At 39.5% G+C, this 23,494-nt stretch carries 26 protein-coding genes; 17 read left to right on the forward strand and 9 right to left on the reverse strand.

All coding sequences use genetic code 11. From position 1 onward, the window contains the following. Nucleotides 1–110 precede the first annotated feature (110 nt). On the forward strand, nucleotides 111–449 hold the full coding sequence (locus ABDZ97_RS08475; RefSeq protein ID WP_343786523.1) for a DUF202 domain-containing protein: 339 nt from the start codon (nucleotides 111–113) through the stop codon (nucleotides 447–449). Between the two features lie 4 nt (nucleotides 450–453). Here ABDZ97_RS08475 and aroB read toward each other — a convergent pair whose 3' ends face one another. Continuing rightward, nucleotides 454–1,527 carry a 3-dehydroquinate synthase gene (aroB, locus tag ABDZ97_RS08480; RefSeq protein ID WP_343786525.1) on the reverse strand — a complete coding sequence of 358 codons (1,074 nt, stop codon included), beginning with the start codon at nucleotides 1,525–1,527 and terminating at the stop codon, nucleotides 454–456. A gap of 90 nt (nucleotides 1,528–1,617) precedes the next feature. Between aroB and ABDZ97_RS08485 the strand changes: the two genes are divergently transcribed. The 4 genes from ABDZ97_RS08485 to ABDZ97_RS08500 all read left to right on the forward strand — a co-directional run bounded on the left by ABDZ97_RS08485 (nucleotide 1,618) and on the right by ABDZ97_RS08500 (nucleotide 4,363). Beyond that, nucleotides 1,618–2,790 carry a proline dehydrogenase family protein gene (locus ABDZ97_RS08485; RefSeq protein ID WP_343786527.1) on the forward strand — a complete coding sequence of 391 codons (1,173 nt, stop codon included), beginning with the start codon at nucleotides 1,618–1,620 and terminating at the stop codon, nucleotides 2,788–2,790. A 91-nt stretch (nucleotides 2,791–2,881) separates the two neighbouring features. Continuing rightward, entirely contained in the window at nucleotides 2,882–3,325 is a 444-nt protein-coding gene (locus tag ABDZ97_RS08490) for a DUF1573 domain-containing protein (RefSeq protein ID WP_343786529.1), read from the forward strand. 9 nt (nucleotides 3,326–3,334) lie between these two features. Next, nucleotides 3,335–3,703 (forward strand): DUF1573 domain-containing protein, encoded by a 369-nt coding sequence (locus tag ABDZ97_RS08495; protein ID WP_343786532.1) that lies wholly within the window; start codon nucleotides 3,335–3,337, stop codon nucleotides 3,701–3,703. Beyond that, on the forward strand, nucleotides 3,704–4,363 hold the full coding sequence (locus tag ABDZ97_RS08500) for a transglutaminase-like domain-containing protein (protein ID WP_343786534.1): 660 nt from the start codon (nucleotides 3,704–3,706) through the stop codon (nucleotides 4,361–4,363). Between the two features lie 15 nt (nucleotides 4,364–4,378). On the opposite strand, the gene ABDZ97_RS08505 is transcribed toward ABDZ97_RS08500, so the two are convergent. After that, nucleotides 4,379–4,579, reverse strand: coding sequence for a heavy-metal-associated domain-containing protein (locus ABDZ97_RS08505; RefSeq protein ID WP_343786536.1), 201 nt, complete (start codon nucleotides 4,577–4,579; stop codon nucleotides 4,379–4,381). 18 nt (nucleotides 4,580–4,597) lie between these two features. Next, a complete protein-coding gene (locus tag ABDZ97_RS08510) occupies nucleotides 4,598–5,458 on the reverse strand; it encodes a Cbp1 family collagen-binding glycoprotein adhesin (RefSeq protein ID WP_343786538.1) in 861 nt (286 codons plus the stop codon). Between the two features lie 112 nt (nucleotides 5,459–5,570). On the opposite strand from ABDZ97_RS08510, the gene ABDZ97_RS08515 reads away from it, so the two are divergent. Then, nucleotides 5,571–7,355, forward strand: a complete 1,785-nt coding sequence (locus ABDZ97_RS08515; RefSeq protein ID WP_343786540.1) for a M61 family metallopeptidase — start codon at nucleotides 5,571–5,573, stop codon at nucleotides 7,353–7,355. A 3-nt stretch (nucleotides 7,356–7,358) separates the two neighbouring features. Then, nucleotides 7,359–7,817: a DUF1801 domain-containing protein gene (locus ABDZ97_RS08520; protein ID WP_343786542.1), complete on the forward strand. Its 459-nt coding sequence runs from the start codon at nucleotides 7,359–7,361 to the stop codon at nucleotides 7,815–7,817. Between the two features lie 224 nt (nucleotides 7,818–8,041). On the opposite strand, the gene ABDZ97_RS08525 is transcribed toward ABDZ97_RS08520, so the two are convergent. The 4 genes from ABDZ97_RS08525 to mscL form a co-directional block, all read right to left on the reverse strand. Next, nucleotides 8,042–8,539 (reverse strand): VOC family protein, encoded by a 498-nt coding sequence (locus tag ABDZ97_RS08525; RefSeq protein ID WP_343786544.1) that lies wholly within the window; start codon nucleotides 8,537–8,539, stop codon nucleotides 8,042–8,044. Nucleotides 8,540–8,617: 78 nt separating this feature from the next. Continuing rightward, nucleotides 8,618–9,505, reverse strand: a complete 888-nt coding sequence (locus ABDZ97_RS08530; protein WP_343786546.1) for a helix-turn-helix domain-containing protein — start codon at nucleotides 9,503–9,505, stop codon at nucleotides 8,618–8,620. 257 nt (nucleotides 9,506–9,762) lie between these two features. Continuing rightward, nucleotides 9,763–10,377, reverse strand: a complete 615-nt coding sequence (gene recR, locus ABDZ97_RS08535; protein WP_343786548.1) for a recombination mediator RecR — start codon at nucleotides 10,375–10,377, stop codon at nucleotides 9,763–9,765. Between the two features lie 101 nt (nucleotides 10,378–10,478). Continuing rightward, nucleotides 10,479–10,895 (reverse strand): large-conductance mechanosensitive channel protein MscL, encoded by a 417-nt coding sequence (gene mscL / locus ABDZ97_RS08540; protein ID WP_343786550.1) that lies wholly within the window; start codon nucleotides 10,893–10,895, stop codon nucleotides 10,479–10,481. A gap of 139 nt (nucleotides 10,896–11,034) precedes the next feature. On the opposite strand from mscL, the gene ABDZ97_RS08545 reads away from it, so the two are divergent. The 9 genes from ABDZ97_RS08545 (at nucleotide 11,035) to ABDZ97_RS08585 (ending at nucleotide 20,517) form a co-directional block, all read left to right on the forward strand. Further along, nucleotides 11,035–11,949: a DUF1295 domain-containing protein gene (locus ABDZ97_RS08545; RefSeq protein WP_343786553.1), complete on the forward strand. Its 915-nt coding sequence runs from the start codon at nucleotides 11,035–11,037 to the stop codon at nucleotides 11,947–11,949. A gap of 9 nt (nucleotides 11,950–11,958) precedes the next feature. After that, nucleotides 11,959–12,750, forward strand: a complete 792-nt coding sequence (locus ABDZ97_RS08550) for an SDR family NAD(P)-dependent oxidoreductase (protein ID WP_343786555.1) — start codon at nucleotides 11,959–11,961, stop codon at nucleotides 12,748–12,750. Between the two features lie 83 nt (nucleotides 12,751–12,833). Further along, nucleotides 12,834–14,606, forward strand: a complete 1,773-nt coding sequence (locus ABDZ97_RS08555) for a DEAD/DEAH box helicase (protein ID WP_343786557.1) — start codon at nucleotides 12,834–12,836, stop codon at nucleotides 14,604–14,606. 8 nt (nucleotides 14,607–14,614) lie between these two features. Continuing rightward, on the forward strand, nucleotides 14,615–16,414 hold the full coding sequence (typA, locus tag ABDZ97_RS08560) for a translational GTPase TypA (RefSeq protein ID WP_343786559.1): 1,800 nt from the start codon (nucleotides 14,615–14,617) through the stop codon (nucleotides 16,412–16,414). 141 nt (nucleotides 16,415–16,555) lie between these two features. Next, the gene (locus tag ABDZ97_RS08565; RefSeq protein ID WP_343786561.1) at nucleotides 16,556–17,968 is read left to right on the forward strand and encodes a tetratricopeptide repeat protein; all 1,413 of its coding nucleotides are present in this window, start codon (nucleotides 16,556–16,558) and stop codon (nucleotides 17,966–17,968) included. Nucleotides 17,969–17,972: 4 nt separating this feature from the next. Continuing rightward, nucleotides 17,973–18,803 (forward strand): phosphosulfolactate synthase, encoded by an 831-nt coding sequence (locus tag ABDZ97_RS08570; RefSeq protein WP_343786564.1) that lies wholly within the window; start codon nucleotides 17,973–17,975, stop codon nucleotides 18,801–18,803. A gap of 57 nt (nucleotides 18,804–18,860) precedes the next feature. Continuing rightward, nucleotides 18,861–19,454 (forward strand): Tll0287-like domain-containing protein, encoded by a 594-nt coding sequence (locus ABDZ97_RS08575; RefSeq protein ID WP_343786566.1) that lies wholly within the window; start codon nucleotides 18,861–18,863, stop codon nucleotides 19,452–19,454. A 5-nt stretch (nucleotides 19,455–19,459) separates the two neighbouring features. Further along, nucleotides 19,460–20,104, forward strand: coding sequence for a protein-L-isoaspartate(D-aspartate) O-methyltransferase (locus ABDZ97_RS08580; protein WP_343786568.1), 645 nt, complete (start codon nucleotides 19,460–19,462; stop codon nucleotides 20,102–20,104). Next, nucleotides 20,104–20,517 carry a putative signal transducing protein gene (locus tag ABDZ97_RS08585; RefSeq protein WP_343786570.1) on the forward strand — a complete coding sequence of 138 codons (414 nt, stop codon included), beginning with the start codon at nucleotides 20,104–20,106 and terminating at the stop codon, nucleotides 20,515–20,517. Before ABDZ97_RS08580 ends, ABDZ97_RS08585 begins: the two co-directional genes overlap by 1 nt. A gap of 2 nt (nucleotides 20,518–20,519) precedes the next feature. Here the strand turns inward: ABDZ97_RS08585 and ABDZ97_RS08590 are convergent, their stop codons facing one another. Further along, nucleotides 20,520–22,340, reverse strand: a complete 1,821-nt coding sequence (locus ABDZ97_RS08590) for an ABC transporter ATP-binding protein (protein ID WP_343786572.1) — start codon at nucleotides 22,338–22,340, stop codon at nucleotides 20,520–20,522. Between the two features lie 145 nt (nucleotides 22,341–22,485). On the opposite strand from ABDZ97_RS08590, the gene rpmH reads away from it, so the two are divergent. Further along, entirely contained in the window at nucleotides 22,486–22,644 is a 159-nt protein-coding gene (gene rpmH, locus ABDZ97_RS08595) for a 50S ribosomal protein L34 (protein ID WP_343786574.1), read from the forward strand. Nucleotides 22,645–22,797: 153 nt separating this feature from the next. Here the strand turns inward: rpmH and rsmG are convergent, their stop codons facing one another. Beyond that, on the reverse strand, nucleotides 22,798–23,424 hold the full coding sequence (gene rsmG / locus ABDZ97_RS08600) for a 16S rRNA (guanine(527)-N(7))-methyltransferase RsmG (RefSeq protein ID WP_343786576.1): 627 nt from the start codon (nucleotides 23,422–23,424) through the stop codon (nucleotides 22,798–22,800). Nucleotides 23,425–23,494 lie beyond the last annotated feature (70 nt).

Raw genomic sequence — 23,494 nt, forward strand, 5'->3', positions numbered from 1 at the left:
AAAGAAAACCAAAATAGTGTGACAATTGTCACGTAACGCAGTTGTTTGGGAAATAGCTGTATTTTTTCATACTGGTTTTGTAATTTTGGCACAGAATCAAATTCACTGATATGCAGGAGAGGTTGAAAAAAATACTAAAGCCCAAAAACAAGGTGCTGAATCCCACGTACAATTTTAAACTAAAGGAAGAAATTATTCTACGGGATTACCTGGCTTTGGAACGGACACGCCTGGCAAATGAAAGAACACTATTGTCATACATACGGTCCTCCATATATTTGTTGCTGGGAGCGGTAACTTTCCTGCAGTTAGATAGCTTTGATACCATTCACTGGTTTGGATACCTCACATTAGTATTGAGCGGTGTATTTGCAATTATTGGTTTTGTAAGATACTACCGCTTAAAATTAAGATTGGAACGGGAATACTTCAGTAAGTCAAAAGAATAAGGAATTAGTACAAGTCTGAACTTTTGAAAAAGAGACTCTCCAAAACGGGGGCGTCAACATCAAAAGAGTAGTTAACATCCGCTTGTCCAATTTCAGAAGGAAAAACAAAACTTACTTTACCGGATTTATTCTTTTTATCATTGGTCATAAGAGAAAGAAGTTCCTGCTTTACGGGAGTGAAATCCGGAAGAGGAGGGAAGTGACTGGCTAACACCGATTGTATCCATGCCCTGTCAACTTCATTTAATACGCCCGTTTTAAATGCCAGTTCAGCCTCCATAGACATTCCCCAGGCAACGGCAATACCATGCGGAACAGGAGATTCTGTACCGAGCAGATATCCTTCAATTGCATGACCGGCAGTATGCCCAAAGTTGAGTAGTTTTCGAATTCCGTTTTCTTTAGGGTCAGCAAGAACGATCTGATTTTTTATGGCAATACTCTCAATAATATCTTCTTCTGTAATTTGTGAAGGTGTTTTTGCGTGTATTGTCTTCCAGTGTGTTTTGGAAAATACAATCGCATGTTTAAGCATTTCTGCATACCCGTTTAGCCACTCTGATTCAGGCAATGAAGATAAAAATCTTTTGTCGATGTATACGGCATCCGGTGTGTTGAATACACCGAGTTGATTTTTATAAGGACCAAGATCAATACCTGTTTTTCCGCCAACGGAGGCATCTACCATCGCTAATAAAGTGGTCGGAATATTGATAAAGTGGACTCCTCGTTTAAACACAGAGGCGATAAAACCTCCCATATCCGTAATAACACCACCGCCCAGATTAATAATAAGATCCGATCGTCCCACTCTGTATTCGGATAAAGCCTCCCAAACCTGAAAAGAAACTTCCAGTACTTTATTTTCTTCGCCTGCCGGGAGTAGCATGACTTCGGCATCGGTTAGTTCTTCAAACTGAGTGATTAGAAACTCCAGACAGTATTCGTGTGTGTTTTCGTCTACAATAATAACTTTTTTTGAATCGCTGAACCGGTTAAGTAATTGACTAAAAGAACTTTCTTCAATGTTTCCGGCTTCAATTGTATAGTTATCCGATTGTAAAGTGTGAATTGGCATACCTGTTTCTTTGTGAAATTTGATAAAAATCAGTTCAAAAATCGTGAATCTTTTATGAATTGTATCGGTTTTTCGAATTAATTTTGGCCCATGATTTCATTCGAAAATACAAAGATCGCATTTGCTGCTAAAACGAACAAAGATTTACAGCAGGCATATAACTTATTCAAGTTGGTAGGAAATCCCACTTTGGTTAAGTTTGGTAAGTGGTCCACAGATATTGCCCTGAAATTGCATCTGCCGATAAATGGTTTGGTTAAAAAGACCATTTTCCGTCAGTTTTGCGGAGGAGAAACGATCGAAGAGTGCCGGGGAACAATTAAGCAATTGGGTGAGTTTGGAATTGGTACGATACTGGATTATTCGGTAGAAGGTAAAACAAGCCTTGCGGATTTTGAGGCGACAACAAATGAAATCATAGCGACTATTCACGAAGGAAAAAACAACCCGCATATTCCTTTCTCCGTATTTAAGGTAACCGGGATTTCCAGATTCGGCATTCTGGAAAAATGTAACAATCCGGAGAATGAGCTGACTCTTGAAGAGAAAAAAGAGTTTCATGGTGTTTTGACACGTGTGGAACGCATCTGTCAGGCGGCTTATGAAGCCAGGATTCCGGTCTTTATTGATGCAGAGGAAACCTGGATTCAGGATACGATAGATCGTCTTGCAACTTCCATGATGACCAAGTTTAACAAGGAAGAGGTAATTGTTTACAATACCGTTCAGATGTACAGACATGATCGTCTTGAACATATCAGGCAAGCAGTTGTCGAAGCCCGGCAGAACGGATACTTTTATGGGGTAAAGCTTGTAAGAGGGGCTTATATGGAAAAAGAGCGTGAGAGAGCTAAAGAAATGGGGTACCCGTCACCGATTCAGAAAGACAAGGCTGCATCAGATAACGACTACAACCGGGCGCTTGAATTACTGATGGATGCAATTGATATATGTGCTTTGGTGGCAGGTTCGCATAACGAAGAAAGTGCACTTGTATTGACACGATTGATTACGGATAAAGGAATTGATAAGTCAGATAAGCGGGTGTATTTTGCACAGCTTTTGGGGATGAGTGATCATATTTCGTATAATCTGGCACATCACGGATTCAATGTAGCAAAGTATGTTCCCTACGGTCCCGTAAGGGAAGTAATGCCGTATCTGATCCGAAGAGCTGAGGAAAATACTTCTGTTGCAGGACAGACCAGCCGTGAATTGACATTAATAACTAAAGAGCGGACACGAAGAAAATCAGGTAAATAGCCCTGTTAACATTTTGTTAAAAACGAAACCACTCTTTTTTCAGTTCGTATATTCGTCAATACATAAGCTTGTAAAACTTAAAAAAATTAACATGAAAAAGTTATTATTTTCTTTAGCAATTGCCGGAATCGGTTTCTTTATGAATGATGCTACAGCTCAGGAAGTAGCTGCAGGTGCAAAAATTGAATTCTCGAAAGAAGTTCACGATTACGGAACAATCACTCAGGGTGGTGACGGTACGTGTGAGTTTGAGTTCAAAAACACTGGAAATGCACCATTGATTATCCAAACGGCGAAAGGATCTTGTGGTTGTACGGTTCCTAGTTATCCAAAAGAGCCTATCGCTCCGGGAGCAACAGCTACAATTAAAGTTAAATATGATACCAATCGTGTAGGACCAATCAATAAAAGTGTAACAATTACTTCGAATGCTACGAATGAGCCTACGAAAGTAATTCGAATCAAAGGTACTGTAAATGCTGCACCACAAGGAGGTGCTCCTGTAAACAAAGCAGGTGCTCCGAGTGCAAACTAAATAATACGAATGAAGCTATTTTTTGCGATCATACTAATAGCAACGAGTTCCGCCCTTGGCTTTGGCCAGGAGGCGGAACTTCGTTTTGATAAGAAGGTACATAAGTTTCCGGATACAGAAGAGGGAATCACGTTGATACATGAATTTTCTTTTCAGAATAACGGGGACGCTCCTCTGGTATTTAAAGACTATAAGGTAACCTGTCCCTGTACAAAAGTTAAATTCCCTTCGAAACCCGTACTACCGGGAGAAAAGGGCACGCTTGAAGTTACCTTCGATACCAAGGGGAAATCGTACTATCAGGATAGAATAATAGAGATTTTTTCCAACTCAAAAAAAGGAACTGAAAAACTCAGGATTAAAGTTTTTGTCAAGTAAATGGAAGAATATCTCAGACCAACCTTTATCCTCGACTTTACTTCACCGGAAGTTCAGGAGTATGTTAGTGAATTCAGAGAGTTAAACTCACTGGAAGAACAAGCCAAGGCATTATACCTGAAAGTGCGTGACGGATTTCTGTACGATCCATACCGTCTTGATTTACGACCTGAGGCTTTGAAGGCATCTGTAATTCTGAAAAAAAGCAGAGCATGGTGTGTGGAAAAGGCAATCGTATTTGCGGCGGGTTTGAGAGCTTTATCTATTCCTTGTCGTTTAGGGTATGCAATCGTACAAAATCATATTGGTGTTGAGCGACTGACGACGATTCTACGCTCAGAGAAAATAGTATTTCATGGATATGTGGATGTATTGTTAAACGACAATTGGACAAAAGCGACTCCGGCTTTTGATCACAGAACCTGTTCCCTTTGTGAAGTACAACCGTTGGAATGGGATGCTGATGAGGATTCTTTGTTTCAGGAATACAGCGGGAAAGGCAAGTTTATGGAGTATCACTATGATTATGGTACTTTCCCTGATGTTCCCGTAGAACTGATGAATGAGGAAATGAAAAAGTACTACCCCCATCTTTTTGATGGCACACATACCAACTCAAGACAGTTTTCTTTTTACCATCTGTGGTCTCCGAAAGACTGAAAAAAACGCTTATTCTTATTGATGTACGGAGTAACCTAACCGTTCAATTGTATTTACAACTTCTGTATCATTGAATTCACCCGAAACCGCAACGTTGCCGTTTTCAAGTTCAACTTTTACTTCATGGACACCTGAAAGTTTACCAACAAATTTTTCGACTTTTTCGACACAATGACCACATGTCATTCCTGACACTTTATATGTTTTTGAGGGCATACTATTCGTTTTTTACAATTAGTCTACTACAACAACAAGGTACTTGGAAATTTTCCAGAAAGTTCCCGGATCTTTGATAGAAATAACCTTTGTTCCACCTTTGTCTTCAATACTGTAAGATGAAGAAGGGTGATCACTTACTATCCGGATTTTCTTGCCCACTATAGTAATAGACTTGTTTTTATTTTTGTCAATCGCTGTAAAATAGTCTTCGTTGAATCCATCTTTAATAGAAGTTTTCTTCCCGATTCCGATAAAACCACCTTCCTGTACAACAACATTATTTTCTTTTAGTTCTTTTAATGAACCATATACATAGAATACCTGATTCAATTCTTTCATAGTTTCCAGCGCAAGTTCTGACTGCTCCATGTAAGCATCAAACAATTTTGAATACTCACGATCAAGATCAGCAAGCTCAGACTGTAAAGAAGCGATCATTTCTTCCTGTGAACGCACCTGCTCGGCAAGTCGGGCAACCATTGACTGCAGATCTTCAATCTGAAGATTTTTATCTTCCAGTTGTTTGTTCAGTGAATTTACTTTTCGGATATTTTCTTCACGTAGAAAATTAATATTCTGGATTTCCTGAATAATCCACTGTTTATCCTCCTCAGTCATATTGATATCACCGCTTCTCAAACGGATTTCATGCTCTTTATGACTGATTTTGGCAACATTCTCCTGAATTTCATTAAATGTAGAGATCGACTCATTAAGCATAGAGTCTTTTTCCTGCATTTCCATCTCAAGCAGACGAATTTCATTTTTTAGTTTGGCAACTTCTTCACCATTTCCCTGAGGAACATCCGGAGTTTTGTCTGTTTTACAGGAAACAAGGAATACAACTCCTGCTAAAATTATGTTTGTTAACTTCATATTGGTCTGTTTGTCTTCCAACAAAACTAACTATTTATCGCCTGAAAAATTTTATCTTTAGCCAAAATATTGATTTTTATTCGTTAAATAACTCTAAAATAAACCTGTTTTCATGAAGTACCTTAGTTTATTAGTTGCAATTCTTACAGGAGTTGTTGTTTCGGCACAGTCTGTATTGTATAAGTTGGGAATGTCAAAACCCCAGACACATTACTTTGAAGTTGAGATGATACTAACAGACTTTAAAACAGAAACGCTCGATTTGAAAATGCCGGTTTGGGCTCCGGGATCATATCTGGTACGGGAATTTCCGTCAAATGTCAATTTGGTGAAGGCGTATGATGAAAAAGGAAACGCACTTCAGATAAATAAGACGGATAAGAATACATGGAAAGTAGAGGCGGGAAAAGCTAAGAAAGTAAGAGTGAATTATGAGGTATACGCATTTGATCTGACTGTTCGTACCAGTTTTTTGGATCTGACGCACGGATACATCAATGGTACAAGTGTTTTTATGTATGTCGATGGGTTTAAAGAGCTTCCCGGAGATTTGATTATTACACCTCACTATTCATTCAAAAAGGTAACAACGGCATTACCAAAAAGAAGTGAACAAGTAGCAGCTGACGGTACTTTCCTGTATCGTTTTGATACTTTTGATCAGTTAGTGGATTGTCCTATCGAGATTGGGAATCAGATCGAGTTTTCTTTTACTGCGGCAGGAATTCCTCATCACGTTGCTATTTACGGGGAAGGAAATTATAACATCGAGCGATTGAAACATGATATGGCTAAAATAGTGGAATCCACTACAAATATTTTTGGGTTTAATCCAAATGATGAGTACTGGTTTATTATTCACAACACGACCAATGGTGGGGGAGGACTTGAGCACACAAACTCAACAACGTTAAATGTGCGTCGTTGGTCGTATGAAGGTTCCTCATACCTGGGATTCCTTAGTTTGGTCGCTCATGAATATTTTCACTTGTGGAATGTAAAACGTTTACGTCCGATTGAACTGGGACCGTTTGATTATGACAAAGAAAATTATACATCATTGCTTTGGGTGATGGAAGGATTTACATCATACTATGACGAGTTAATTCTTCGAAGAGCGGGATTTTATTCAGAAGATGAATATCTGAATAAACTTTTTGCTACGTTGAATGCTGTGGAAAACCAACCTGGAAATAAAATACAGCCCGTGGCACATGCGAGTTTTGATGCATGGATCAAAGCTTATCGTCCTAATGAGAATAGCTATAATACAACGATCTCTTATTACAGTAAAGGGCAATTGATCGGGTTGGTATGTGATGCCATGATTATTGATGCGACCAATGGTAAAAAATCACTGGATGATTTTATGCAGGTGATGTATGATAAGTACTACGTCAAAGCAAAACGAGGATTTACCGAAGATGAATTTAAGAAGGAAATGGAAGCAATTGTCGGTAAAAAACTCGATCAATTCTTTGAAGACTATATTCATGGAACGAAAACGATTGATTACAACAAGTATTTGTCCATGGTAGGTTTACGTGTAACGAATAACGGAACACCGGAACCTTTCTTCGGGACTTCTCTTTCGGAAGATAACGGAAAGTTAATGGTAAAGCGAGTGCAGTCCGGAAGCGCAGCAGAAGCGGCAGGAGTCAGTGCAAATGATGAAATTTTGGCCGTAAACGGATTCCGAGCCAGTCAAAAAGGTTTCAGTGATTACCTGGGGTCTTTAATGATGGGAGATGCATTCAAGTTACTGGTTTCCCGTGATGATGTTTTGATGGAGTTGGATGCTTATATGGGAGAAATTATCAGAGCTCAGTACAGACCCGCTTTGATTGATGAGGCAAAAAAGGAAAAATTATTACGTTACTGGTTAAGAGAAAAATAGAGAATGCAATCAAAAGCACAGACGGTTGAGGCCTATTTTCAGGAACTACCTGAAGATAGAAAAGAAGCCATGTCAAGACTTCGGACTACAATTCTTGAGAATCTTCCAAAGGGTTTTGCTGAAATTATGAGTTATGGTATGGTAGGATATGTTGTTCCGCATGAACTATATCCTGCCGGCTACCATTGTAACCCTGAACAACCACTTCCGTTTCTGGGAATGGCATCTCAGAAAAATGCGATTTCATTTTACCACATGGGAATGTACGCAAATCCGGAATTACTGGATTGGTTTGTGCAGGAGTATCCCAAATATTGCTCGCTGAAACTCGATATGGGGAAAAGCTGTGTTCGGTTTAAAAAACCGGACAAAATTCCGTTTGATTTAATTGGTGAACTGGTACGTAAAATGTCTCCTGAACAATGGATTGAAATCTACGAGAAAGAAGTAAAGAGAAAATAGTTTCGTACTGATTTGATGCTACTTTTATACGGCATGTGGATTATGATCGATTTAGTATCAATTCATGAGTATAGTGAAGTTTCAATCCGATCGTATTCCCTTGGAAAATTGGTAGAAACTACATCCATAATTAAAAGCCTTTGTTGGTATTTATCCCGAGACATATCTGACTGAAAAGCCCCGAAAAAACGGGGCTATATTCTTTAGGTTCCAAACTAAAAACGTTACGGATTATAAACACCGTTAAATAAAATAACTCTCCAACCGTCCGGATCTTCATACGTTTCGCTTTTGCCTTTCCAATAAGGGTTTTCAGGCTCTACAGGTAGTATTCCCGTTCTTTGAATACGTTCATTGGCTTTTTTGTATTCATCCGGATTGTCGTAATAAAACACCAGTAAGTTTTCTTTTGTAGGCTTGGGTAAAGGAGTTTTATCTACGTGTTGGGTAAACTCCAAATGATAGGTTTTATCGGGCATTCCCAACATCACACCATCATATCCCAAATGATCCTCGAATTTTCCCAACACCTCTAACCCTAAGGTCTCCTGATAAAATTTTACAACTTCAGTAAGGTTATTGGTTGGTCTTGCTATTCTAAATTGTACAGCTTTCATTTCGTTTTTGTTAGTAGAAGTTTTTAAATTCGTTTCATTGTTACAGGAAGTAAACAAGGTTGATGAAATAGCCATTGCTATAACACCTAAATATTTCCGTTTCATAAAATTTGTTTTACTGTTACGGAACAAAATTCCTGATAAAAACCAGAGCAAACAATTACAGAAATTCGGTTTGTGTTGTCAATTTTCCTGTTTGTTTTGATAATGAACAGGGGATATGCCTTTTATGCCTTTGAAAAAACGGGAAAAAGCAGAAGTAGAAGCAAAGCCTAATGTGTCGGAAATAGATTTTATAGAAAGCTGGGAATACTTTAATAGTAATTCGGCCTCCAGCATAATTCGGTTTTGGATGAGGGTAAGCGCAGATACACCGGTCTGATTTTTTACACATTCGCTAACGTATTTTGACGACAGAAACAGCAAGTCTGCATATTCCTTTACTGTTTTATATCGGTGGAAATTCTTGTCTACCAATTTCCGGAATTCGTACATTACCTGATATTGCCGGTTAATGAGTTTATCGGAATTTAAAAGGCATATTTCACAAACTCTGTTATACTCATATAATATTTGCAAGACATACAGGCGTGAAACTTCAAGACAGAATGGCGATTGATGTTCTAATTCTTCCTTGATCTTTTTGAATTTGTATACTATATCGTTGAAGTTGCTCTCTTCCAAATCGAAAATTGGCGGATAATCGGGATTGATGAACAATAATTCTTCCATAATCTCACTTTTTACAACCCCTTTCTTCACGAAATCAGATTTAAAAAGTAAGAAATACGCGTCAAAACCTTTGGGAAAATGTTTAACAGAAAAAACAGTGTGCGGTGGAACAATAGAAAGCGCAGATGATTGTATTGAAAAGTCGTGATGACCAACCGTAAGATCACATTTACCTTTTGTGCATAAAATAACCAAATGAAAATTGAGCTTAACTGCATCAATCGGTTTCAGACATTCGTTCACACGAAAGACTGAACAGGAAGTATCTTCCGCATCGCCGGGTTGCAAGCACAAGTGTTTTTTTATGAAATCTTCTATTTCTAAAAATTGTACAGTCATTGGTTTAAAATATTCCCGAAAAATTAAATGTAGATCCCAAATAAATAGATCAACGTTTATTCAAAAATACCATAATTATAGAGTAATATATGGATATTGACCGCTATTTAGTTTTTGGTAATCGTACTACTTATAAAGTATTTGATAATCACAACAAATGATGCCTGCGACAGTTGTCCTTTTGGAAGTTCACAGCGAAAAAATTTACCTCAGATTAGCCGTGGAATACTGTGAAAGTTGTTGAAAAAGCTAAAACTTTATTTTAAATTACTTTCATACGGCATGCGGTTCATGATCGACCGGCTTAGTGTTAATTCATCAGCATAATGCAGCTCCGACCCAACAGCAACTCCTCTGGAAAGTGTGGAAATAATTACAGGAAATTCTTTTAGTTTTTTGTAGAGATAAAAGTTGGTGGTATCTCCTTCCATTGTAGCATTGAGTGCCAGTATAATTTCATGTACTTCGCCGGTTCTTGCTTTTTCAAGTAATGAAGGAATGTTTAGATCCGAAGGTCCTATCCCTTCCATTGGAGAGATAATACCTCCCAATACGTGATAGATTCCTTTGAAAGAAGAAGTCGCTTCTATAGCCATGATGTCACGCAAATCTTCAACAACACAAATCACCGAATGATCCCGTCTCGGGTTGAGACAAATTTCACAGATTTCACCGTCAGAAATATTTCCACAGGAAGAGCAGGTTTTTACTTCTTTTTTCATGCGGGTAAACGCATCAGAAAATCGTTTTACATCTGATTCTTCTTGTTTTAAAAGGTGCAACACAAGACGAAGAGCAGTCTTTTTTCCTACTCCTGGAAGAGAGGCCATCTGTTCAACTGCCTCTTCAATATATCTGGATGGGATATTCACAGCACGAAGGTACGCAAGAATAAAAAAATAGCGGCTGAAAGAAAATAAAAAATGCACGGACTATACAGAAATCCGTGCACTTAACTACGTATATAAATCAATTACTTGTTTTTCAGAAGATCGCGAATTTCACCGAGCAACACTTCTTCTTTGGAAGGTGCTGGAGGCGCAGCAGGAGCTTCTTCTTTTTTCTTTTTCATTCTGTTAATTCCTTTCACCAAAAGGAACATAAAGAAAGCTACGATAATGAATTCAAGTGTTACACCAATAAAATCACCGTACAGCACACTCACTTCGGGGGTGGTTATCTCTCCGGCATCATTTGTGACAGCTTCCCGTACGACCCATTTCCACTGGCTCATATCTTTTCCTTGAATCAATCCTACTAATGGCATAACCATTCCCTTTATAAAAGCTCCCGTTACTTTCGTAAAGGCTGCTCCCATAACAAAACCGACTGCCAGATCAACCAGATTGCCTTTCATGGCAAAGTCCTTAAATTCCTTAATAAATCCCATGCGAATAAATAATTGTGTTAAGCCGAAAGTAGTGATATTTAGTATGAAAATCCAAATGTCCGGGCGAAAAAATATAAAACTGACAACCATTTTGTACCACGCTTGTTTGTCTTTTGTATCTTTCGAAAAAAATAATGAGATGATCAGAACAGCTTTATTATTACTCTTTACACTTGTTGTTATTCCTGTTTTTACCTATTATTTTGATGATCCGTTACAACCGGAAATTCAATCGGTTTTAACCGGGTTGTTTTATATTGCAGGAGCAATTGCAGTGTATTGTTTTGTTGTAGGAGAATTGACAAAGAATTATTCACAGGTAGATAAATTATGGAGTATCTCACCGTTGATTTATGCCTGGTATATCGCACATTCTGTTGGTTACACCGAACGCTCCGTATTAATGGCTGTAGTGGTGTCTCTATGGGGAGCACGTCTTACATATAATTTTGCACGTAGGGGAGGGTATTCCTGGAAATTCTGGACAGGTGAAGAAGATTACAGGTGGCCTGTACTCAGAGAAATGGCACCGTTAAATCGTCCGTGGGTATTTTCACTTTTTAATCTGTTATTTATTTCGGGGTATCAGAATGCTCTGATTCTGTTATTTACACTTCCTGCGCTATATGCCGTACAAACCAATACACCGTTAAACTGGTTGGATTATACGGCTGCATTTTTTGTGCTCTTCTTTGTTGTAATTGAGTTTATTGCAGATCAACAACAATATGACTTTCAGACAGAAAAACATCGTCGGATAAAAGCAGGAATTCCTTTGGAGGGAAAATATGAGAAAGGCTTTGTAGCCGAAGGACTTTGGTCGGTTGTCCGGCATCCGAATTATATGGCAGAACAATCCGTTTGGATTTCTTTTTATTTCTTTAGTGTGGCTGCTTCGGGAAATTGGTTAAACTGGTCTGTTTCGGGAGCTTTATTGTTGGTTATTCTGTTTAAAGGAAGTTCTGATTTCAGTGAGAATATATCTGCCGGAAAATATCCGGATTACAAAGAATATCAGCAAAAAGTACCTCGTTTTATTCCTTTTACAAAGTAATCCGAAAGGATGAGTAGTACAGGTGTCAGAAAAACAGCACTCGTAACCGGAGCTTCTTCCGGGATAGGTTTAGAGATTGCCGAATTGCTGGCTTTGAGAGGATATGACTTGTTTTTGGTTAGTAATGACGAACAGGGATTGAAGCACGCAACCAGTCGGATACAGAAAACAGGAATAACTGTCTTTAGTCACTGTATGAATCTGGCGGAAGAGAATGCAGCAACAAATCTTTATTCGTTTATAAAAGAACTGGATGTTGACATTGAAATACTGGTAAACAATGCGGGCTTTTTCTTTTTTAAAGAATCTGTACAGGTTGATCCGGAACAAGCTGGGCGAATAATAAATTTGCATATCAGAACGGTTTCTGAACTGTGCATTCTTCTGGGGAAAGAAATGAAAGAAAAACGAAGAGGGTATATATTGAATACTTCGTCAATTGCTGCTTACAAGGCATTTCCCGGGATTGCGTTCTACGGAGCGACAAAAGCCTATATCAAAAGTTTTTCGCGCAGTCTTCGTTCAGAGTTAAAAGTGTATGGGGTTCATGTAACAACGCTTAGTCCCGGGGCAACAGCTACCAATCTATACGATGGTAAAGGTGTAAATGTGGAGTTAGGAAGGAAACTGGGGGTAATGATGTCTGCTCGTTCTGTTGCTAAAGCCGGAGTCAGAGGGTTATTCAGAAATCGATCTAACGTAGTGCCGGGTGTTTTGACAAAAGTTATGCTGGGGGTAGCTGTTCTCATTCCGCACGGGCTTATTTATCGGGTTGTGAAAAGAGGAGGATGGTTGAAATAACGTAACTTAACAACATAATAATCAACGAAACACTACAAAGTGAAAACAATGTCGTATCTTTGCACCCAATTTTAAATAAATTTATGACTTTTAACGAATTAGGGTTACGGCCGGAAGTTCTTCAAGCTCTTGAAAATATGAACTTTACAACACCAACACCTATACAGGAGAAAGCCATACCCCACCTTTTGTCCGGAGAGAGTGATTTTGTGGGATTGGCGCAGACAGGAACGGGGAAAACAGCAGCATTTGGATTACCACTTTTAAGTATTATCGACTGGTCGAACAAATTTCCTCAGGGAATTATTATATGTCCGACCCGAGAGCTATGTCTTCAGATTGCAAAAGATTTAGCTGCTTTCGGAAAATATCTTCAGCCGGATACCGTAGTTGCTGTATACGGAGGAGCTGACATCAGGAGGCAGATCACGCAAATCAAAAAGGGAGCAAACATTATTGTAGCTACTCCAGGTCGTTTGGTTGACTTGATCAACCGTAAGGCTATTGATCTGAACCGTATAGAAACGGTTGTACTGGATGAGGCAGACGAAATGCTGAATATGGGATTCAAAGAAGATATCGACATGATTCTTAACCAGACTCCCGATTACAAAAATGTATGGCTTTTTTCAGCGACAATGCCGAAGGAAGTTGCACAGATTGCAAAGAATTATATGTTAGATCCGTTGGAAGTTTCCATCGGGCATAAAAATCAGAGTAACGAAAATATCGATCACATATATTATGTGGTGAAAGAACGTGATCGTTACCTGGCATTGAAACGATTGATTGATGTTAACCCTGAAATTTTCGGACTGGTGTTTTGTCGTACGCGAAGAGAAACACAGGATGTCGCTGAAAAATTAGGAAAAGAAGGGTATAGCGCGGAACCATTGCATGGAGATTTGTCTCAGGCACAGCGTGACCGTGTTATGGATCGTTTCAGAAGAAGAGATTTACAATTATTGGTTGCTACTGACGTTGCAGCTCGTGGTATTGACGTAGATAATATTTCGCACGTGATCAATTATAACCTGCCGGATGATATTGAAAATTATACGCACCGGAGTGGTAGAACAGCACGTGCAGGACGTAAAGGAGAATCTCTTGTTTTGATCAACCCAAAGGAAAAGTTCAAAATTAAGGCTATTGAAAAGCAGATGAGAACTACGTTTACGTTAGGTGAGATTCCTAGTACAGAACAAGTGTTCCAGACGCAGTTAAATTCAATTGTTCAGAAAGTAGTGGCAGCACCATTACGCCATGAAGAATTGGATGAATTCATGCCTCAGATTATTGAAATGTTTGAAGGACATTCCAAAGAGGAAGTGATTCAGCAATTTGTAAGTGCTGAGTTTGCAAGATTTCTTGAGTTCTATAGAAATGCATCAGATCTTAATGCTAAAGCCTCGAGAGATGATAACGGAGGAGAGCGAAGAGAAAGAGGAAGAAGAAGAGAAAGCGATGGGAATGCACAGCGTTACTTTGTAAACCTCGGACGCAAGGACGGACTGAATCCAGGAGGATTATTGCGGGTAATTTGTGACGAAACAGGTTTGAATTCAAGTGATATTGGTCGTATTGATATTAAAGAAGCATTTTCATTCTTTGAAACAAAACCTGAATTAGCGAACCTTATTCTGGATGCATCGCGCAGAGCAGAGTTTGAAGGGAAATCACTCAATGTCGAGTTGACCAAGGATTCCGGAGGCGGAAGATCAGGAGGTCGTTCCAGAGGTGGTTCATCATCATCTTCGGGAGGAAGACGTTCAGGAGGATCAAAGTTTGGTTCTAAAGGATCATCATCAAAGTCCGGAGGATTTAAAGGTAAAAGAAGTTCAAAAAAGTCATATTAATTTAGTGCATGGAAATCAGAAACATCGCAATTATTGCACACGTTGACCACGGTAAGACAACCCTGGTTGACCGAATGATCGAAGCAGGTGAAAGTTCTCTCGAAAAGAAAGAATCGGGAGGAGACCTGATAATGGATAACAATGACCTTGAAAGAGAAAGAGGAATTACAATTGTTTCCAAAAATGTATCCGTTCAGTATAAAGACACTAAAGTCAATATTATTGATACTCCGGGTCACGCCGACTTTGGTGGTGAGGTAGAACGTGTATTGAATATGGCTGACGGTGTTTGTTTGTTGGTGGATGCCTTTGAAGGACCTATGCCACAGACGCGTTTTGTACTTCAGAAAGCACTTCAGATTGGTTTGAAACCATTGGTTGTGATCAATAAAGTGGATAAGGACAATTGTACTCCGGAAGAAGTACATGAAAAAGTCTTTGATCTGATGTTTGAACTGGATGCTAATGAAGAGCAGTTGGAGTTTGCAACGATCTACGGTTCTGCGAAGAACGGTTGGATGTCAGAAGACTACAAGCAGCCTACTGATAGCATTACACCCTTGTTGGATAAAATTCTGGAGTATTTCCCACCTCGTAAAATTGAGGAAGGGAATACGCAAATGCTGATTACTTCTCTGGATTTCTCTTCCTATGTTGGACGTATTGCAATCGGACGATTGAATCGCGGAGAATTGAAAGAAAATATGCCGGTTATTCTGTCAAAAAGAGATGGAAAGCAGGAAAAGCACCGTATTAAAGAGGTATTTGTTTTCGACGGAATAGAGCGTAAAAAAGTATCTGAAGTACAGGCGGGAGATGTTTGTGCGGTTACAGGGATTGAAGGTTTTGAAATCGGAGATACAATCTGTGATGCTGAAAATCCGCAACCCTTGCCAAGTATCGCTATTGATGAACCAACAATGAGTATGTTGTTTAGTATCAATGACTCACCTTTCTTTGGTAAAGAAGGTAAGTTCGTTACATCACGTCATATTCAGGAGCGTCTTGAAAAAGAATTGGAAAAGAACCTTGCAATGCGTGTTGAACAAGGTGCAACAGCTGATAAATGGGTTGTATTCGGTCGTGGAGTAATGCACTTGTCGGTATTGATTGAGACAATGCGACGCGAAGGATATGAGCTTCAGGTAGGACAGCCTCAGGTAATCATTAAAGAAATTGACGGAGTAAAATGCGAGCCTGTTGAGGAGTTAACAATCGATTTACCGGAAGAGCATTCGGGAACGGCTGTTGAAGCAGTGTCGAAGCGTAAAGGAGAAATGACGGATATGGAACCGAAAGGAAATCGAATGATTATTCGTTTCCTTATTCCTTCGCGCGGAATTATCGGTTTGCGTAACTTCCTGTTGACACAAACAGCGGGTGAAGCGATCATGACACACCGTTTCCTTGAATTCCAGCCTTACAAAGGAGAAATTCCGGGACGTATGAACGGATCATTGATATCGATGGAGCAGGGATCGGCAATTCCTTATTCATTGAACAACCTTCAGGAAAGAGGACGTTTCTTTGTAGAGCCAAACCAGGAAATCTATGAAGGACAGGTGATCGGAGAAAATTCACGTCAGGGAGATCTTGTTGTGAATGTCACAAAAACGAAAAAGCTGACAAATATGCGGTCTTCCGGGGCAGACGATAAGGTCAAATTGGCACCCCCGAAACGATTCAGTCTGGAAGAAGCATTGGAATATATTCAATCAGATGAGTACGTGGAAGTTACTCCGCAAACAATTCGTTTGAGAAAGATTTTATTGAAAGAGCACGATAGAAAACGTGCCGGAGGAAAATAGGTACAAGGAAAAATGAGTGGGATTTCCCGCTCATTTTTCGTTTTGGGAATCAAATTTGTTAATCAATTGTTGATAACAAATCCAAAGGCGGAGGAAAACACCTTTTTCCTTTCGTATCTTTAGAAAAGCAAATGTAGGCGTATGTTTGACAGCGAAGAGGAAGAGTACAGAGATAGCGCTTTTTACGATGATTTAGAGCGGTTTGAGACCATGATAAAGAATGGTTCTTCGGAGTTTTTTGATTCGGATCGTCTTGAAATGATGCTTGATCATTTTATCATGAATAACCAGTATCGGAAAGCATTGGCATGTGTAGATCATGCGCTCTATCATTTTCCGATGAATACAACCTTTAAAATCCGTAAGGCTCAGGTGTTGTCCGGAGGAGGTAAGTTGAATGAGGCACTGAACTTACTGCTTGAAGTAGAACGCTTTGTTCAGGAAGATCAGGAGTACTTATTGACCCGTGCATCTGTTCACAGTCAGCTCAGAGATTCTAAAAGTGCTGTTAGGTATTTTGAAAAAGCATTGGCGCAAAGTTCCGGAGAGGAACGGGATGAAATCTATGTTGATTTATCGTTTGAATACCAGGCACTGGATGATTATGATTCGGCGATCCGGATATTGACGGAGGCGGTTTCAGAGAATCCGGAGAATGAAAGTGCTGTCTATGAACTGGCATATTGTTATGATCAGAAAGGAGATATAGAAGAAGCGGTTAAATGCTACGAGGTTTATCTGGATTTTAACCCGTATTCATTTACTACCTGGTATAATCTGGGGAACGCCTATTCGAAAGCTGAAAACTACGAAAAAGCGGCTTGGGCATACGATTACAGTATCCTGATCAATGATAACTTTACTTCGGCTTATTTTAATCTGGCGAATGCCTATGTTTCTTTGAATAAGTTCCGAATGGCGATTGAGTGCTTTGAAAAATGCATGGAGCTGGATGGAGAAGATGCTGTAATTGTAAATTATATTGCAGAAGCATACGAACAATTGGAAGAGTATGATCTGGCTTTACATTATTACAGACTCAGTCGTGAATTAAGTCCGGAACTTCCCGAACCCTGGTTGGGAACCGGAATCGTTCTTGATTTGCAGGGAAAAGAAAATGAGGCTATTCATTTTATCCGAAAAGCAGTTGAACTGGAACCGAACAATCCGGATTATTTCCATGTGTTGGGAGGATGTGAGCTGAAAGTAGGGGATTTGGAAGCTGCAGAGGTAGCCTACAGCAAAGGACTTGCTCTTGATCCGTCAAATGAAGACCTGCTGATTGACTATATCAAACTTGTCGCTGTTAACGATTTGGAAACAGGCGTCGAACGGCTTGAGCAGTTTATAACAGAAAATCAACTGGAAGGAGTATCTAAGTTACTGTTAGTCAAATTGTACTGGATGGTTGGTAAACAATCAGATGCATTATTACTGTTTAAAGATCTTGTCTTTTTGCGTCCTAATGTGGCGAAAAAACTATTTTTACACTTTGAAGAGGCTGAGATGATACCTCAGTTTATTCAATTGTATGAACTAATTGAAGAAAAATAATAAGATGAATTTTGAATTGCCTTTTATTCCGAGCAGAAGTAGTAGACCCCGAAAAAAAGGGGTTACCATGATGATGGATAAAGGATTGGGATTGAAAGAGACCGAATTGTTTATTGAAGGGAATGCCCCTTATACAGATATCGTGAAGTTTGGATTTGGGACTGCTATGGTAACTCCAAATCTGGAAGAGAAGTTGAAACTCTACAAGCAGGCAGGGATCCGTCCGTATTTTGGAGGAACCTTGTTTGAAGTATTTTATGCGCGTGGAATGCATGAGGACTTTTTCCGACTTTTGGATAAATACGATCTTGATCTGGCTGAGATATCTGATGGTTCCATTATCATTCCACATGAGGAAAAATGTGAATTGATTGCAAAAATGTCTAAGGACAGAACAATCCTTTCCGAAGTGGGGTCTAAAGATTCAGGGATTCTGATTAGCCCGGGAAAATGGATTAAGAGCATGAAAATGGAGCTGGAAGCAGGTTCATGGAAAGTAATTGCTGAAGGACGAGAAGCAGGAAATGTTGGTGTTTTCCGTGCTAACGGAACAGCACACACCCTGTTGATTAATCGTATTATTAAAGCGGTTAATCCGGATGATATTTTGTGGGAGGCACCTCAGAAAAACCAGCAGGTTTGGTTTATAAAGCTCTTCGGAGCCGATGTGAACCTGGGGAATATTGCTCCTAATGAGGTAATTCCCTTGGAATGTCTGCGTCTTGGTCTTAGAGGGGATACATTCTTTGAAAGTTTACCAAAAGATGTAGAAGAGCGACTTCGTCAGCGAAATGATGAAGATGCAGTTGAAGAGGAGGAAGAAGAACAGGAATAATTTCGTATTTTTAAAGAAGAATAGAAAACTATTCTGAAATACGGTAATTATTGCGTTATGAAAAAGGTTTCAACAGGTGGGATTGTACTACTGCTGCTTTTGTTCGCAGCTTGTCAGACGGAAACGGATACAATAGTTTCTTCCGATCAGTTAATTTCAGATGTTCCTGATACGGATCGGTTGGATAGCTTAATAGGGGAGGTACAAAGTGTGCTTATTGGCAACCTTACTTCTGCCATTGAGAAAGAGGGATTTGAATCTGCCGTATTATTTTGTAGTAGTAAAGCCCAGAACCTGACAGATTCGATGTCTGAAGTGGTCGGTGCACGAATCAGTCGTGTGTCGGCTCAGAATAGAAACGAAAAAAATGCTCCTGACGCATACGAGAAAGAAGTTTTACTTGCTTTTCAAAAAGGAAAAGAAAGTGGTAATATGCCGCTATCCCAGATTAATCAAACACAACATACGTATTATAAACCTATTTTAATAGGAATGCCTGTTTGTTTGAAATGCCACGGGAATGAAGAAGATAGAGATCCTGCAGCGTATGCAGTGATAAAAGAATATTATCCGCATGACAAGGCTATTGAGTATTCACTTGGTGATTTCCGTGGAATGTGGGTGTTGGACTACGAAGGATTACTGGATTAAGAAAAATGGAAGATAGTTTTAAGCATAAGGGGATGAGAAAAAAACTCATCGAGGAATTACGTTATTTTGGTATAACAGAAGAGCGTGTTCTGGACGCGATGATGAAAATCCCCCGCCATTTTTTCTTAGACCTTGCTTTTGTAGAGCAGGCATATTCTAATGTCGCTTTTCAGATCGGGGTAGGACAGACGATCAGTCACCCGCGAACGGTTGCCTACCAAACTCAGTTACTGAATCCGCAAAGAGGACAAAAAATTCTTGAGATTGGTACAGGGTCAGGATACCAGACAAGTGTCCTGTGTGAAATGGGGGCACGTGTATACAGTATGGAACGTCAGAAAGAACTCTTTATAAAATCGAGAAAAATTATTAGTCAGTTGGGGTATACTCCGAAACTGTTTTTTGGCGATGGCTATAAAGGAATGCCCTCGTATGCTCCGTATGATGGGATAATCGTTACTTGTGGAGCTCCGTTTATTCCCGAAGCTTTGGTGGAACAGCTGAAGCCCGGAGGAAAGATGATCATTCCGGTAGGAGAGGGGGCTAAACAGATTATGCACCAGGTAACAAAGAATCCGGACGGAACGTTACAAGTAGATCAGTTTGGTGAATTCTCTTTTGTTCCTATGTTAGAAAAAGTGGCAAAGTAATGATAAATTGGGTCACACTTACTGAATATTACGATCCGATAAAAGCTCATTTCGCACGCATACAGCTGGAGGCTAACGAAATTCCCTGTCAGTTGAAGGATGAACAAATCGTTTCTGTAAATCCACTTTATGCTAATGCTGTTGGGGGTATTAAACTGCAGGTTCCCGATTCTTATATTGAAAAAGCGTTGCAAGTTATTCGGGAAATGAATGAGCTTCCGTATATCGATAAGGAAGGGAAAGCGATTCAATGCCCAAAATGTGGGGGAACTAATGTTACCAATGATTTTAATGATATTTCCGGGTTCAGGAGCTTTATAGCAATGCTGATCTCGTTTGCTTTTTCTGTCTGGCCTTTGTACAAAAAGGAAGTGTACTACTGCAAAAGCTGCAAAAGAACTTTCGGAGGGTAAAATTAGTTTCCGCCTTGCAATTGCATTAGGTTAGAATAAATACCATTTTCGATTTCCATAAGGACTTCGTGTTTTCCGGATTCAACTACTTTTCCATTGTCAATTACGATGATTTTGTCGGCTTTTCGAATCGTTGACAGACGGTGCGCAATGACAATACTGGTTCGACCAACCATTAGTTTATCCAGAGCTTCCTGAACCAGTTTTTCCGATTCGGAGTCTAAGGCACTGGTAGCTTCATCCAGAATTAGTATAGCCGGATCTTTTAGAACAGCTCTGGCAATGGCAATGCGTTGCTTTTGTCCTCCGGATAACTGGATTCCGCGATCACCAACTTCTGTATTAAATTTATCAGGGAAACTTTCGATGAAGTCAAATGCATTCGCCTGACGTGCTGCTTCCCGAATTTCTTCTTCTGTAGCATCGGGGTTACCGTATGCTATATTTTCCCGGATAGTTCCTGAGAATAAAATGACTTCCTGAGGAACAATTGCCATTTGACTTCTCAGGTTTTTTACCTCAATAGTATCAATGGAGTTATTATCAAACAGAATTGCGCCGTCCCGGATAGTGTAATAATTCAATAACAGGGAAGATATAGTTGACTTCCCGGCACCACTCGAACCAACAAGAGCGATCGTTTCTCCAGGCTGCGCTTCAAAAGAAAGTCCTTTTAAGACTTCCACATCAGGTCGTTGCGGGTAAGCAAAACGGACATCTTTAAACTCGATTTTTCCGTGCAACTGAATTTCCTGTTTCCCTTTTAGCAATTCCTGCTCCGAAGCTTCTTCAATAATATTCATTAAATGTTCGGTTGATCCCACTGCTTTTTGAATGGAGGCGAATAAATCGGGAAGAGAACCGACAGAAGCACCTAACATCACAGTAAACATGATAAAGGAGAAAAAGTCAGCCAAACTCATAGCTTGCTCAACCTGAACCATGTGAACACCTTTCCAGATGATGAAGATAATGGCTCCGAAAAGACATAGAAAAATGAAAGAGACAAAAATTCCCCGCCAGTTTCCACTTTTTATATTCAACTGACGGATCTCTTCGATGGCCTTTTTGAATTTAAGTAGTTCAAGGGCTTCGTTGGTAAATGATTTTACATTAGAGATTCCTATCAGACTTTCTTCTATAATCCCGTTGGACGCAGCAGCGGAGTCTTGCGCTTTTTTAGATAGTCCCCGAATGAAACGCCCGAAGAAAACAGCAACAATAGCCATTACCGGAACCGTAGCAAGCATAATTAATGCTAATTCCCAGGATAGAAAGAACAGCCAGATAACGACTCCTAAAACAATGACAACCTGGCGAAAAAATTCAGCAATGGTTGTACGCATAGTTTCCTGAATGAGGTTCAGGTCTCCGGAAATCCTGCTGGTGAGTTCGCCCACTTTGTTTTTATTGAAAAAATCCATGGGCATATGGATAAGTCTGTTAAAGGCAACATATCTGAGATCCCGAAGTGTGTTTTCAGTTACCCGGGTGAAAAGAATAATCCGGAAGTAGGAAAAAACAGATTGTAATAGAAACAAAATAAAGAGTGCAAATGCAATTGAGTTAATACTATCCAACTGCAGGAGAGAAGAACTCTGTTCAGGAGAGCTAAGGTCTGCCATATTAGCAGGAGAACCTAGCAATTGCCCCATTAGATAAGGGAATAATAATCCGACAGAGCTGGAAAAAACGAGAAATATCCAGCCAATAATGAAAGTCCCCTTGTAAGGTCCGATGTAGGAGAAAATTCGTCTGGCTTTAGCGTATGAATCCTTAGATAGTTTTATTTTTTCCTTTTTATCCTTATTCGGTCTGAGCATGCTGAGATTCTTTTCCACAAAAGTAGTTGACAAAGCCTTATTGACGACTTTTTTCTACTTTTTTTAATAATTTTGTTGCTGTGTCCAAATTTATACTATCTTTGCAGTCCGAATTTGAAATACGAATTGATAATAATAAAAGGTCATGAAAAGGACGTTTCAACCATCAGTAAGAAAAAGAAAGAATAAGCACGGTTTCCGTAGTAGAATGGCAACAAAGAATGGTCGTAAAGTACTTGCTGCGCGTCGTCGCAAAGGTAGAAAGAAGATTTCTGTTTCTGACGAAGGTAATCACAAGAGATAAATAAACTCATTATAGGTGTGAAAAGGGGTTTCCTGTTAGGGAACTCCTTTTTGTGTTGTGTATCATTTTTTGATTCCTGATTGACCTGTGTTTGGATGTGGGAAAAAGAGATTCTGTATAAGAAGTAGAGTAGTAAGAAAAAAAGGGTGCGTCTTATCGCACCATTCTTACATAAACGACTTTTTTGGTTTCGAAAAACGCTTCATCGAAGAACTTGGTCAAATCGACGATTTCCATATCCTGTCGGATTCCTTTTAATTCTTCCGTCAGGTCTCCTCCTTTCAGATAAAAGATCCCGTTAGGATAAGAGTTGTTTTGCTCTTTCAGAAATTTATTATTGGTCCAGGGTAAAAAACGGGGCATTGCTGTAACGGCTCTGCTCACGACAAAATCAAATTTTTCTTTGATATTTTCAGCGCGCTCATGAGCTGCGCGTACGTTTTTTAATTCCAATTCGGCGGCTACTTCTTTTACGACTTTTATTTTCTTTCCTATAGAATCCACCAGAAAAAAGTGGCATTCGGGGAATAAAATAGCGAGGGGAATTCCGGGAAAACCTCCACCGGTTCCAATGTCCAGTATTTTTGTTCCGGGTCTGAAGTTAATGACTTTGGCAATTGCCAGTGAGTGTAAAACATGACGCTCATAGAAATCATCCATATCCTTACGGCTGATTACATTAATTTGATTGTTCCAGTGTTCGTAGACCGCTTTTAATTGGGCAAGCTTTTCGTGTTGCTCGTCGCTGAGATCGGGAAAATATTTATCAATCAACTCCATGCGGCAAATGTAAGCATAAGCAGGAAATGAATCGATAAAACGATCTGTATATCTGGCGAGGGAAAAATGA

Origin of the sequence: Wandonia haliotis (assembly GCF_039523435.1) — a bacterium.
In the GTDB taxonomy this organism is placed as follows: Bacteria; Bacteroidota; Bacteroidia; order Flavobacteriales_D; family Crocinitomicaceae; genus Wandonia; species Wandonia haliotis.

Coding starts and splice junctions, on each gene's coding strand:
- ABDZ97_RS08475 (WP_343786523.1), top strand. CDS start 111: ATGCAGGAGAGGTTGAAAAAAATACTAAAGCCCAAAAACAAGGTGCTG.
- aroB (WP_343786525.1), bottom strand. CDS start 1,527: ATGCCAATTCACACTTTACAATCGGATAACTATACAATTGAAGCCGGA.
- ABDZ97_RS08485 (WP_343786527.1), top strand. CDS start 1,618: ATGATTTCATTCGAAAATACAAAGATCGCATTTGCTGCTAAAACGAAC.
- ABDZ97_RS08490 (WP_343786529.1), top strand. CDS start 2,882: ATGAAAAAGTTATTATTTTCTTTAGCAATTGCCGGAATCGGTTTCTTT.
- ABDZ97_RS08495 (WP_343786532.1), top strand. CDS start 3,335: ATGAAGCTATTTTTTGCGATCATACTAATAGCAACGAGTTCCGCCCTT.
- ABDZ97_RS08500 (WP_343786534.1), top strand. CDS start 3,704: ATGGAAGAATATCTCAGACCAACCTTTATCCTCGACTTTACTTCACCG.
- ABDZ97_RS08505 (WP_343786536.1), bottom strand. CDS start 4,579: ATGCCCTCAAAAACATATAAAGTGTCAGGAATGACATGTGGTCATTGT.
- ABDZ97_RS08510 (WP_343786538.1), bottom strand. CDS start 5,458: ATGAAGTTAACAAACATAATTTTAGCAGGAGTTGTATTCCTTGTTTCC.
- ABDZ97_RS08515 (WP_343786540.1), top strand. CDS start 5,571: ATGAAGTACCTTAGTTTATTAGTTGCAATTCTTACAGGAGTTGTTGTT.
- ABDZ97_RS08520 (WP_343786542.1), top strand. CDS start 7,359: ATGCAATCAAAAGCACAGACGGTTGAGGCCTATTTTCAGGAACTACCT.
- ABDZ97_RS08525 (WP_343786544.1), bottom strand. CDS start 8,539: ATGAAACGGAAATATTTAGGTGTTATAGCAATGGCTATTTCATCAACC.
- ABDZ97_RS08530 (WP_343786546.1), bottom strand. CDS start 9,505: ATGACTGTACAATTTTTAGAAATAGAAGATTTCATAAAAAAACACTTG.
- mscL (WP_343786550.1), bottom strand. CDS start 10,895: ATGGGATTTATTAAGGAATTTAAGGACTTTGCCATGAAAGGCAATCTG.
- ABDZ97_RS08545 (WP_343786553.1), top strand. CDS start 11,035: ATGATCAGAACAGCTTTATTATTACTCTTTACACTTGTTGTTATTCCT.
- ABDZ97_RS08550 (WP_343786555.1), top strand. CDS start 11,959: ATGAGTAGTACAGGTGTCAGAAAAACAGCACTCGTAACCGGAGCTTCT.
- ABDZ97_RS08555 (WP_343786557.1), top strand. CDS start 12,834: ATGACTTTTAACGAATTAGGGTTACGGCCGGAAGTTCTTCAAGCTCTT.
- typA (WP_343786559.1), top strand. CDS start 14,615: ATGGAAATCAGAAACATCGCAATTATTGCACACGTTGACCACGGTAAG.
- ABDZ97_RS08565 (WP_343786561.1), top strand. CDS start 16,556: ATGTTTGACAGCGAAGAGGAAGAGTACAGAGATAGCGCTTTTTACGAT.
- ABDZ97_RS08570 (WP_343786564.1), top strand. CDS start 17,973: ATGAATTTTGAATTGCCTTTTATTCCGAGCAGAAGTAGTAGACCCCGA.
- ABDZ97_RS08575 (WP_343786566.1), top strand. CDS start 18,861: ATGAAAAAGGTTTCAACAGGTGGGATTGTACTACTGCTGCTTTTGTTC.
- ABDZ97_RS08580 (WP_343786568.1), top strand. CDS start 19,460: ATGGAAGATAGTTTTAAGCATAAGGGGATGAGAAAAAAACTCATCGAG.
- ABDZ97_RS08585 (WP_343786570.1), top strand. CDS start 20,104: ATGATAAATTGGGTCACACTTACTGAATATTACGATCCGATAAAAGCT.
- ABDZ97_RS08590 (WP_343786572.1), bottom strand. CDS start 22,340: ATGCTCAGACCGAATAAGGATAAAAAGGAAAAAATAAAACTATCTAAG.
- rpmH (WP_343786574.1), top strand. CDS start 22,486: ATGAAAAGGACGTTTCAACCATCAGTAAGAAAAAGAAAGAATAAGCAC.
- rsmG (WP_343786576.1), bottom strand. CDS start 23,424: ATGGAGTTGATTGATAAATATTTTCCCGATCTCAGCGACGAGCAACAC.